Origin of the sequence: Mesorhizobium sp. M1E.F.Ca.ET.041.01.1.1 (assembly GCF_003997355.1) — a bacterium.
GTDB lineage: Bacteria > Pseudomonadota > Alphaproteobacteria > Rhizobiales > Rhizobiaceae > Mesorhizobium.
The window spans coordinates 1-9,915 of record NZ_RZSL01000195.1; the positions used below are offsets into that span (position 1 = coordinate 1).

The window sequence follows — 9,915 nt, forward strand, 5'->3', positions numbered from 1 at the left end:
CCACCGACTTGTTGAGACCGAGCTTGACGCGCTGCGTGGCAACCGAGGCCGTCACGCCTGCCGCCCTGTTCGCGGCCTTGGCCTCGACGAGGCCGGGTGCATTGGTGCCGAGCAGGAACAGGCCGATTGCCGCTGCCGCCATGACGGGCAGTTTACCGTTTAGCCTCATTTCCTTGCTCCCACTTCGGAAACTTCGCCCGACTTGATCAACCGCACCGTGCCGCGCCGGCCGTTGCCGTTCACCAGATAGTCGGCTTCGCCCAGGTTCTTCTCACTCGTGTCCACGATCGGACGCAGCGCCAATGTCAGGCGGTCCGCCATCTGCTGCGCCACCGTGATGATCTCGGCCTGCTGCGGCGTCAGCTCCAGCGTCGCGGTCTGGCCGACCCTGGTCTTCTTGCCCTCCTCGTCCTCCTGGATAGTCTGGTCGATGGCCAGGACGCGGATGTTCTTGAGGATGGTCTCGGTGCTGAAGCCGCTGCCGCCATTGCCGGTGTCCGAGCGCCGGGTCATGATCACGTCGACGAAATCATTCGGCAGGATGAAGCCGCCGGCCGACGTGTCTGCCGATATCGCGGTCGCCACGGCGCGCATGCCGGACGGCAGGATCGACGACATGAAGCTCTGCCCTTCGCCGACCAGTTTGGAGCGCCGCAGCGGCTCGCCGGTATACATGGCCACGCGGGCGACCGAACCCTTGAGCTTTTCGAGCGCGTCCGGCTCAGCGGCACGGGTGATGAAATTGGCATTGACGCCGCTGGCCGGCCACTGCTCCCAGCCGATGTTGTTGTCGAGCTGGCTGCCCATCGCAACGTCGCCGGACAACACCAGCACGTCCTGCAGCGCGATCGCCGGTTCCTTGGGAGCGTCGAGGACGACCTGGGGCGGCGGCGCCGCTACCATGTTCTTTGCGACATAACCCGCGCCGCCCGCCGCGGCCACCGCCACGCCCAGAATAATCAGTCGGGATGCTGGCATTCGTCCGAACCCTTCGCCTCAAGGCAAACCACCTCGCCAGGCCGGATTTTGCAGCCGCAATCGTCAAAACAAGGTTAATGCAATGCTTACGATCGTGATTAATTTAAGGTTTACTCAAATTAGATGGAACCGCTTGCCGTTAACGAAAAAGGCGGCCACGCCGCCTCGAGAAACCCTCTTGTTCAAGGGACAAGCTAAAGCACGCCTCCCGAAAGCGGGAACCGGTTTCGGGACAAAGACATGCGTAAAATCAAAAACCCAAAGCGCACCGGCCGTATCTGAAAGATCGCGATGCACCTCAGGTGGTGAGCCTGTTCAGCGCCCAGACCATCAGCGGAGAATCGGGAAAGGTGATGAGCCCACCGAGCCCAAGCGCGACGCCATAGGGAATGCCCACCCGCTCGTCGGCGAAATGGCGCAGAAAACGGTTGTGGCCGGTGTAGATCGCAAGCGGCGATTTCCGATAGGCCAGAATGGCGATCGTCAGCAGACCGCCGATCAATGTCGAGGTCACCAGATAGCCGACGAGATTGATGTTGAGCCCCATCCATACGGCGGTCGCCGCCAGGAGCTTGGCATCGCCGCCGCCCATGCCCCCGAGCGCGAACAGGCCGAAGGTCACCGCCAGCACCAGGGAACCGGCTGCCAAATGCCAGCCATAGGTTGCCCAGTCCATCCCGGTCAACGGAGCCACCACGGCGAACGTCGCCACGAGCAGCACCGGCACGCGGTTGGCAATCGTCATCGACAAGGTGTCGGAGACGGCAGCAAACAGCATGCAGAAGGGAAAGACGACGAAGATCACGGCTACAAGCATGGACGAAGGACCCGCATGGGAATCGACCGCCAGTCTAGGCTCGGCGAATTAACGATTGATGAGACCGGATGTTCAAATCGTCGGGCTGAAAAAGAGAAGGGCCGCCCAAAGGCGGCCCCTCGCATTCGCATGCGCGATCTTATCAACCACCCGACGGGGCGTTGGAAACGGCGGTCGCAATGGCCGAGAACTTGGTGTTCAGCGCGGTGCCGAGCGAGCCGGCGCCGACCATGATGGCGAGCGCGATGAGAGCGGCGATCAGACCATATTCGATGGCGGTCGCGCCGGATTCGTCCTTCACGAAACGTGCGATGAGGTTAGACATACGAGAGCTCCTACTCCACGTGTTACAGCACTTCCGTCAACTTCTGTTCGGCGGTTGATCGGATGCTGCAAATCTAGGGAGAAGCCCTTTCAATCGGCTTAATAAATACCCTTACCGATTCCTTTCCGGCGGCGAACCCATTGCTTGGTTAACCGTGGCCTAAACCCCCAAGAGCAGACCGACGGGCAGAAAAAGGGCGCAGTTCCGGCACACCCGCGACAATGCTAAAACAGCGCATGCTGCTTGGCGTGGGCCTCAAGGCGACCAATCCTTATCGCGCCCACCCAGCGTTTAACCGTTGGTTCACCAATCTCGTTCATGTTCCGTTGAACAGTCTGCCGCCCCGGAGCGCATCGATGACCTTGTCGAGATCATTTTCAGTTGCCGCGCTGCTGGCAATTGCCGCGTTCGTCATGCCAGCCAATGCCGGCGCCGGCATCGAGGTCACCATGAATCAGGCAAAGATCGTCAAGTTGGCGCGCGCGGCCGATACGATCGTCATCGGCAATCCGGCAATCGCCGACGCCTCGGTGCAGGATGCCTCGACGGTCGTTCTCACCGGCAAGGGTTTCGGCGTCACCAATCTGGTCGTGCTCGACTCGGACGGCAGCCCCATCATCGACGAGCAGGTGACGGTCGTCCGGCAAGCCGCGTCTTCGGTGCGCATCTACAGGCGCTCCGAAGTCCAGACCATGTCCTGCACGCCCTATTGCGAGAGCTCGTACAAGACGGACGCCGAGAGAGCTTCCGAAACTGAAATGAACGCCGGCCACTGAGAAGCCGGCGGCACCCGCGCCGTTAATAGCGGGTTAAAGGCCGGCCAGCGAATTTAGCGCTCATCCAAACAGGACCTCAATGGGTTGCCGCTATGTTGCCGCCGACATTGCAGGGGGATCGGCAGGAACGGGATATGAGCAAGGATCCGGCATCCGGGGGCGGTAAGGCGCGGGCAAAGCCCCGGCATGGCTTCTTCAGCGACAAGCGTGGCAGCACCGCGATGGAATTCGCGCTGCTGGCCATACCGTTCGCCCTGCTCGTCTTCGCCATCCTCGAAAGCTGTATCTCCTTCGCCGGCCAGGAGGTGATGGCCAACATCACCGACGATGTCGCGCGCCAGTTGCGGACCGGACAGCTCAGGAAGGCAACCGTCACGGAAGACTCGATCAAGCAGCTGATCTGCAGCAGGATGGAGATCATGGTGGCCAAGAATTGCCCCGGACTGCTGGTCGACCTTCGCGAATACCCGACCTTCGCCGACGCCGCCTCGGCCGGCTTCAAGATCGTGGACGGCGACATCGTGCTGACGCAAGGCACGAACTCGACGACTTTCTCGGTTTCTCCCGGGCTGGCGGAAACCAGGAATATGCTGAGGGTTTTCTACAAATGGCCCGTCATGACCGATTTCCTGGCCAAGCAGATGGCCAATCTGAAGGACGGAAAGACACTGCATTTCGCGTCTGTGACCTGGCAGAACGAGCCATTCGACGACAACTGAGACTGCTCGCCGGCTGAGACTGCGGCGGCGTGGAGGTAAAATGTACCGTGCGGGGGCACACCGGGGAATTTCAGCCATCGCGGCAGGGGCTGCGCGGTTTTACCGTGATCGCCGTGGCGTCGCGGCAATCGAGTTCGCGTTTATCGTGCCGGTGCTGCTCATCATGTATTTCATCACGATGGAGGCCTCGCAGGCGATCGAGACCAGCAAGAAGGTCAGTCGCATCGGCAGCATGGTGGCTGATCTCGTCACGCAGCAGACGGCGGTCCAGAAAGCCGATCTCGATGCGATCATGAAGATCGGCACGTCGACGCTGCAGCCCTACAACCGCTCCACGCCGACGATCATCATTACCGGGATCCAGATCACCGACGAGGCGTCGCCAAAGGTACAGGTCGCGTGGTCACGCAAGCTTGTGGGCAGCACCTACAGCGCCGACGCGGCGAAGGACAGCATCACCACGGTTCCGACGACGCTGAAGATCCGCAACACCTTCCTTGTCCGTGTGGAAAGCGACCTCGGCTATAAGCCGATCATCACCTGGTCCGCCAATGATTCGAAAGCGCTTGGGTTGACCTCGGCCTTCAACAACATATCGATGGGCGAAACCTACTATCTCAGGCCTCGGCGCGGTCCCACGGTCCCCTGCAGCGACTGCTGACAAGACTATTCCTGGCCGCCCGCTTCCCGCCGCAGGATGGCCAGCGCCGCTGCATAGTCTTTTGATGCGGCGAGCTCGAACCCGCCGGAATGCTCCGACTCCAGGAGATCGTACACGTCGGGAGTGAGCGACCTGAGATTGGTCAGGAAGACGGCCAGCCTACGCTTCGCTTCGGCATCGAGATCGCTGCGCACGGCATGAGGGCCATATCGCAGCGGAGCCGAGGTCCATAGCACCCGAAGCGATGCCTTCGGGACACCGGCGGCCTCGAGCCGAACGATCGTGCCTCCCGTACCGGTGGGCTGGCCATCGGCGCCGACTGGTTCCCAGCCGAACAGGCCGTCGGCTTCGCCGTCGCTGAGCATCGTCTCGGCCGCCGTGGCCGAGACGGCACGGGTCAGGAAGGGTGAATCTTCCGCGATCTTCGCGCCTTCGCCAGCCAGCCCGGTCAGCGGCAGCAGGGAACCGCCGACATTGTCGGCGGGCGCGATCGCGATCCGATGCGAGGCCATAGCGGCGAGGTCCGGCACTTTGCCGTCGCGCGTCACCAGCACGGAACGGATGCCGACGGCTCCATCGGCATCGACCGGAGCCACCAGCGGCTCAACACAGCCGCATCGCTCGGAAGCCGCGGCATAAGCGAGCGCCGAATAGATCGCATATTGGACCCGGCCGCTCGCCTGCGCCTCGATCAGCGCCGCATAGTCGCGGGCCACCACGAACTCCACCTTCATGCCGAGCGCGTTTGTATAGGCATCCGTCAGGCGTGCCAGCCCGGGAACAGTATTGCCGCCACCGGGCTCGGCGACGATGCCGATGCGAAACGTGCCGATGTCGCCGCGCCAGTCGGCGCGCGCGGACGAGGCCGCGCAGAGCACTGCGAAGGCCGCCGCGCACGTCCTCAAAGCCAGGCTTGCCGCGGATCTTTCGCCCTTGCCCATCCTCGCCGTACTCCCGCCGACACTGCGCCCGATTGCTGGACTATGGCGCCAAGCCGGTTGCGGTTCGGTTTCCGATTTGCCAATGCCGCCATGGAACCTTATGTCTGGCTGCCTGGACTGGCAACGACGGCACCCTATGGCGCGGGCTTTCTTATTCGTTCTCGATTCTTTCGGCATAGGCGGAGCAGCCGACGCCGAACGCTACGGCGACACCGGCGCCAACACGTTCGGACATATCGCGCAGGCCTGCGCCGAGGGCCGGGCGGATCGCGAAGGGTTGCGCCGGGGGCCGCTCGCCGTGCCCAATATGGTCTCGCTCGGGCTCGCGCGGGCGGCAGAGACGGCGACAGGGCTGAAGCTCGACCTCGACATGCCGTTGCTTGCCTCGTCCTTTCATGGCGCCGCCCAGGAGGTCTCGAGCGGCAAGGACACGCCTTCGGGCCATTGGGAGATCGCCGGCCTGCCGGTGCGTTTCGACTGGGGTTATTTTCCCGATACCGTGCCGGCCTTCCCGGCCGCGTTGACGGAAGCGATCATCCGCGAAGGCAAGGTGCCGGGCATCCTCGGCGATTGCCATGCGCCCGGAACCGAGATCATCGAGCGCTTCGGCGAGGAGCACATCCGCACCGGCAAGCCGATCTGTTACACCTCAGTGGACTCCGTGTTGCAGATCGCAGCGCACGAGACGCATTTCGGCCTGGAGCGACTTTACGAGCTTTGCCTGACGGTGCGCCGGCTGGTGGATCCGCTGAAGATCGGGCGGGTGATCGCGCGGCCCTTCGTCGGCGAGACGTCAGCCACCTTCCAGCGCACCCACAACCGCCGCGACTATGCCGTGCCGCCGCCGGAGCCGACCTTGCTCGACCGGCTGACGAAACGTGGCAGCAAGGTCATCGCCGTCGGCAAGATCGGCGACATCTTCGCCCATCGCGGTATCTCGGAGGTGCGCAAGGCGGGCGGCAACATGGCGATGTTCGACAAGGCGCTCGGCGCTATGGACGACGCCGGTGGAGGCGATCTGGTCTTTGCCAATTTCGTCGATTTCGACACCGAGTTCGGCCACCGGCGCGACGTCGCCGGCTATGCCGGAGCGCTCGAGGCCTTCGACCGCCGGCTGCCGGAGGCGCTGTCGCGCATCAGGCCGGGCGACCTGCTCATCCTCACCGCCGATCACGGCAATGACCCGACCTGGCGCGGTACCGACCATACGCGGGAACGCGTCCCGGTGATCGGCATCGGGCCGGGGCTGAAGGGCGGCGACATCGGGCTGAGGCCTACCTTCGCCGATATCGGTGAAACCGTCGCCGACCATCTTGGCCTGGCGCCCGGCCGTCACGGCACCTCTTTCCTTGCAACGATAGGCGGCCATGCCTGAACTGCCCGAGGTCGAAACCGTGCGGCGGGGGCTGCAGCCGGTTCTGGAGGGGGCCCGCCTCGTCAACGTCGAGGCGCGCAGGCCCGATCTTCGCTTTCCTTTTCCCGAGCGCTTCTCGGAGCGGCTGAACGGCAAGACCGTGACGGCGCTTGGCCGGCGCGCCAAGTATCTGACCATGCATATCGAAGACGGTCCGGTGCTGATCTGTCATCTCGGCATGTCCGGATCGTTCCGGATCGAAACCGTCGAGGGCAGCGGCATCCCCGGCGCCTTCCGCCACGAACGGTCGAAGAGCGCGGCACACGACCATGTCGTGTTCGATGTCGCCTCGCCGAAGGGCGAGCGGTCCCGTGTCATCTTCAACGACCCGCGCCGTTTCGGCTTCATGCTGTTTGCCGAGGGGGCGCCGGACGCGCATCCGATGCTGGCCGGGCTGGGCATCGAGCCGACCGGCAACGCGCTCGACGGGTCCCTGCTCGCCTCGCTGCTCAAGGGCCGCAGATCGCCGCTCAAGGCAGCACTGCTCGACCAGCGGCTGATCGCGGGGCTCGGCAATATATATGTGTCGGAGGCGCTGTGGCGCGCCGGCCTGTCGCCGCTGCGCGAAGCCGGCACCATCGCCGGCTCCGGCAAGAAAGCCAAAGAGCAATGCGAACGCCTGGCCGAAGCGATCCGCTCGGTCATCGCCGATGCGATCGCCGCCGGCGGATCGTCGCTGCGCGACTATGTCCAGGCCGATGGATCGCTCGGCTATTTCCAGCATTCCTTCGCCGTTTACGACCGCGAGGGCGAGCCATGTCCGAAGCCAGGGTGCGGCGGCCATATCGAGCGCATCGTGCAGAGCGGCCGCTCGACATTCTATTGCCGGACCTGTCAGCGGTGAGCTAGACCGATCTCCTCAACCGAAGCGAGGAGACCACGCCATGACCTATGAAACCATTCTCGTGGAGACGCGCGGCAAGGTCGGGCTGATCACGCTGAACCGGCCGAAGGCGCTTAACGCGCTGAATTCGCAGGTGATGACGGAAGTCGTAGCCGCGGTGAATGCGTTCAACGCCGATGCCGGCATCGGCGTGATGGTCCTTACGGGTTCGGAAAAGGCCTTCGCCGCCGGCGCCGACATCAAGGAAATGCAGGCGATCGCCTTCGTGGACGCCTATACCCAAGACTTCTTCGTCGGCTGGGAAGAGCTCACGCGTGCCCGCAAGCCGATCATCGCGGCGGTGGCCGGCTACGCGCTGGGCGGCGGCTGCGAACTGGCCATGATGTGCGATTTCATCATCGCCGCCGACAATGCGAAGTTCGGCCAACCCGAAATTACGCTCGGCGTCATGCCGGGCATGGGCGGATCGCAGCGGCTGACCCGCTTCGTCGGCAAGTCGAAGGCGATGGATATGTGCCTGACCGGACGGATGATGGACGCCGCCGAAGCCGAACGCTGCGGGCTGGTGTCGCGGGTCGTGCCGGCCGGCGAACTGGTCGAGGAAGCGATGAAGGCGGCGGCGAAGATCGCCGATTTTTCACTGCCATCGGTGATAATGACCAAGGAAGCCGTCAACCGGTCCTATGAGACGACGCTTGCCGAAGGCCTGCGCTTCGAGCGCCGCTTGTTCCATTCGCTGTTCGCGCTCGACGACCAGAAGGAAGGCATGGCCGCCTTCGTCGAGAAGCGGAAGCCGAACTTCACCAACCGCTAGGTGTTGCCAAAAAGACCGCGACGCGGCGTTGACGCGCCGGAAAAGCTGAACTATAAGCCGCACCAACCGAGGCGGCCCCGTGGCTGCCCGTTTGTTTTTTGCGCCCTGCGGCACCCCGCTGGCGCCCACCAGATCAGAAGAGAGGCATCATGGCCAATACGTCTTCGGCCAAAAAGGCAACGCGCAAGATCGCCCGCCGCGCGGCGATCAACAAGAACCGCCGGTCGCGCGTCCGCACCTATGTCCGCCAGGTCGAAGAGGCGCTCGCCGCCGGCGACAAGGCCGCGGCGCTGGAAGCCTTCAAGGCCGCGGAGCCGGAATTGATGCGTGCCGCCACCAAGGGCGTCATCCACAAGAACACGGCGTCCCGCAAGGTTTCGCGCCTGGCCCAGCGCGTCAAGGTGCTGTCGGCCTGACCGACTTCCATTCGGAACCATTATCTTTGAACCCGGCCGCGCAGGCCGGGTTTTTTCGTTTGCCGGCAAGTACTTAAAAAGAACGTCCGCGTAACGACGTCCGGTCCGAATTTCAAAGTTGCGAATATTTTGCCGGCATATACATAATCGCTGATATCTTCGCCTGCCGGATACAGGCATGGCCGCAAATTAGCCTGTCACAAATTCTGCTTATTTTTCAAAAGATTACGGATGGTCATCCACAGCTTGTTCAACGCGCGCGGGAGCGGCGGGGGACAAGTAGCTGTCAAGCGAATTATTTCAGAAAATTTCGTATCGGCCGGCCTTTTTCATATTCGCCGGAAAAGGGTTTGAATCACAATGGCTTTGTCAAAAGCTGTCCCAACGGCACCTGCTTCGAACGCGTCTCCGCTAACCAGATTCGTTAAAAATCGGTTAGACGTGGCCTTGCCCTATCCACAGCGATTTCGGTAATGTCCATCCATCGAAGGGACGGGCATTCAGCCCCTGACCCAGCCTGAATCGGCCACCAAAAAATGGCGGAATTCATGACGTGGAGTAATTCCGCGTGTGGCTTGGTTTGTCTCTTCGGTGGGTAGGGGACTGGCGTAATTGTACATCGCAGTCGACGTTGGGCCGGCGTTTTCGCCGGACGGCGTTGTATTGCCTTGGCATGATCAAGCCGGCTGGCAAGAGCCGGCATCGGTCCCTTGCGCAACGTTGCGACGAGATCGCCGGCGGCGGCGATGGAGATGCAGCGAAAACGTCGCCGGACCAGAGGGTGCAGGAGGCGCACTCCCGGCGGGAAAAAGGGTACGAGAAGACAAGGAACGTTGATCATGCAGAGCGGCATCGAAAGGGAGATAGCGAGCGAACTCCCATTCCCAACAACCTTCGTCGGAGGGGACGGCATGGCGGCATCCAGCGATGCTGAACAGAAGTTCGAGCGGGTCAAGGCCCAGCTCAAGGCGCGTCTGGGAGCCGAGGTCTATTCGAGCTGGTTTGGCCGCATGAAGGTTGCCGAGGCTTCGCGCGGCATTGTCCGTATCTCCGTGCCCACGGCCTTCCTGCGGTCGTGGATCAACGGCCACTATCTCGACCTTATCGCCGAACTGTGGAGACATGAGGATGCCGACGTTCTCAAGATCGAGATCGTCGTGCGGACTGCCACGCGCCAAGGCCGCAACAATGTCGAGCCGGAGATCGCGCC

General features: G+C 62.8%; 12 protein-coding genes. 8 read left to right on the plus strand and 4 right to left on the minus strand.

Annotation, left to right across the window (positions count from 1 at the left end; all coding sequences use genetic code 11):
• Positions 1-165 precede the first annotated feature (165 nt).
• From cpaB to EOA38_RS17380, 3 genes are all read right to left on the minus strand, one after another.
• Positions 166-978, minus strand: coding sequence for a Flp pilus assembly protein CpaB (gene cpaB / locus EOA38_RS17370; RefSeq protein ID WP_127299794.1), 813 nt, complete (start codon positions 976-978; stop codon positions 166-168).
• Positions 979-1,276: 298 nt separating this feature from the next.
• The gene (locus tag EOA38_RS17375) at positions 1,277-1,795 is read right to left on the minus strand and encodes a prepilin peptidase (RefSeq protein ID WP_126090325.1); all 519 of its coding nucleotides are present in this window, start codon (positions 1,793-1,795) and stop codon (positions 1,277-1,279) included.
• A 142-nt stretch (positions 1,796-1,937) separates the two neighbouring features.
• Positions 1,938-2,120 (minus strand): Flp family type IVb pilin, encoded by a 183-nt coding sequence (locus tag EOA38_RS17380; RefSeq protein WP_127299795.1) that lies wholly within the window; start codon positions 2,118-2,120, stop codon positions 1,938-1,940.
• 356 nt (positions 2,121-2,476) lie between these two features.
• Here EOA38_RS17380 and EOA38_RS17385 point away from each other — a divergent pair, with 356 nt between their 5' ends.
• The 3 genes from EOA38_RS17385 to EOA38_RS17395 all read left to right on the plus strand — a co-directional run bounded on the left by EOA38_RS17385 (position 2,477) and on the right by EOA38_RS17395 (position 4,276).
• Positions 2,477-2,896 carry a pilus assembly protein N-terminal domain-containing protein gene (locus EOA38_RS17385; RefSeq protein WP_127299796.1) on the plus strand — a complete coding sequence of 140 codons (420 nt, stop codon included), beginning with the start codon at positions 2,477-2,479 and terminating at the stop codon, positions 2,894-2,896.
• 134 nt (positions 2,897-3,030) lie between these two features.
• Positions 3,031-3,615, plus strand: a complete 585-nt coding sequence (locus EOA38_RS17390; RefSeq protein ID WP_126090328.1) for a TadE/TadG family type IV pilus assembly protein — start codon at positions 3,031-3,033, stop codon at positions 3,613-3,615.
• A gap of 40 nt (positions 3,616-3,655) precedes the next feature.
• Complete coding sequence (locus tag EOA38_RS17395; protein WP_127299797.1) at positions 3,656-4,276, plus strand: TadE/TadG family type IV pilus assembly protein; 621 nt, start codon at positions 3,656-3,658, stop codon at positions 4,274-4,276.
• Positions 4,277-4,281: 5 nt separating this feature from the next.
• On the opposite strand, the gene EOA38_RS17400 is transcribed toward EOA38_RS17395, so the two are convergent.
• On the minus strand, positions 4,282-5,217 hold the full coding sequence (locus EOA38_RS17400) for a PhnD/SsuA/transferrin family substrate-binding protein (RefSeq protein WP_127299798.1): 936 nt from the start codon (positions 5,215-5,217) through the stop codon (positions 4,282-4,284).
• Between the two features lie 136 nt (positions 5,218-5,353).
• On the opposite strand from EOA38_RS17400, the gene EOA38_RS17405 reads away from it, so the two are divergent.
• The 5 genes from EOA38_RS17405 to EOA38_RS17425 all read left to right on the plus strand — a co-directional run.
• Positions 5,354-6,592, plus strand: a complete 1,239-nt coding sequence (locus EOA38_RS17405; protein ID WP_127299799.1) for a phosphopentomutase — start codon at positions 5,354-5,356, stop codon at positions 6,590-6,592.
• The gene (gene mutM, locus EOA38_RS17410) at positions 6,585-7,475 is read left to right on the plus strand and encodes a bifunctional DNA-formamidopyrimidine glycosylase/DNA-(apurinic or apyrimidinic site) lyase (protein ID WP_127299800.1); all 891 of its coding nucleotides are present in this window, start codon (positions 6,585-6,587) and stop codon (positions 7,473-7,475) included. Before EOA38_RS17405 ends, mutM begins: the two co-directional genes overlap by 8 nt.
• A 40-nt stretch (positions 7,476-7,515) precedes the next feature.
• Entirely contained in the window at positions 7,516-8,289 is a 774-nt protein-coding gene (locus EOA38_RS17415) for an enoyl-CoA hydratase (protein WP_127299801.1), read from the plus strand.
• 149 nt (positions 8,290-8,438) lie between these two features.
• On the plus strand, positions 8,439-8,705 hold the full coding sequence (gene rpsT, locus EOA38_RS17420; RefSeq protein WP_124996039.1) for a 30S ribosomal protein S20: 267 nt from the start codon (positions 8,439-8,441) through the stop codon (positions 8,703-8,705).
• A gap of 839 nt (positions 8,706-9,544) precedes the next feature.
• Positions 9,545-9,915: DnaA N-terminal domain-containing protein (locus tag EOA38_RS17425; protein ID WP_281060106.1), on the plus strand; the 371-nt coding region annotated here is incomplete at its 3' end.

Bases quoted from the DNA above. Each gene is read 5' to 3' on its own strand.
- cpaB (WP_127299794.1), bottom strand. From the start codon at position 978: ATGCCAGCATCCCGACTGATTATTCTGGGCGTGGCGGTGGCCGCGGCG.
- EOA38_RS17380 (WP_127299795.1), bottom strand. From the start codon at position 2,120: ATGTCTAACCTCATCGCACGTTTCGTGAAGGACGAATCCGGCGCGACC.
- mutM (WP_127299800.1), top strand. From the start codon at position 6,585: ATGCCTGAACTGCCCGAGGTCGAAACCGTGCGGCGGGGGCTGCAGCCG.
- EOA38_RS17375 (WP_126090325.1), bottom strand. From the start codon at position 1,795: ATGCTTGTAGCCGTGATCTTCGTCGTCTTTCCCTTCTGCATGCTGTTT.
- EOA38_RS17390 (WP_126090328.1), top strand. From the start codon at position 3,031: ATGAGCAAGGATCCGGCATCCGGGGGCGGTAAGGCGCGGGCAAAGCCC.
- EOA38_RS17400 (WP_127299798.1), bottom strand. From the start codon at position 5,217: ATGGGCAAGGGCGAAAGATCCGCGGCAAGCCTGGCTTTGAGGACGTGC.
- EOA38_RS17385 (WP_127299796.1), top strand. From the start codon at position 2,477: ATGACCTTGTCGAGATCATTTTCAGTTGCCGCGCTGCTGGCAATTGCC.
- rpsT (WP_124996039.1), top strand. From the start codon at position 8,439: ATGGCCAATACGTCTTCGGCCAAAAAGGCAACGCGCAAGATCGCCCGC.
- EOA38_RS17395 (WP_127299797.1), top strand. From the start codon at position 3,656: ATGTACCGTGCGGGGGCACACCGGGGAATTTCAGCCATCGCGGCAGGG.
- EOA38_RS17415 (WP_127299801.1), top strand. From the start codon at position 7,516: ATGACCTATGAAACCATTCTCGTGGAGACGCGCGGCAAGGTCGGGCTG.
- EOA38_RS17405 (WP_127299799.1), top strand. From the start codon at position 5,354: ATGGCGCGGGCTTTCTTATTCGTTCTCGATTCTTTCGGCATAGGCGGA.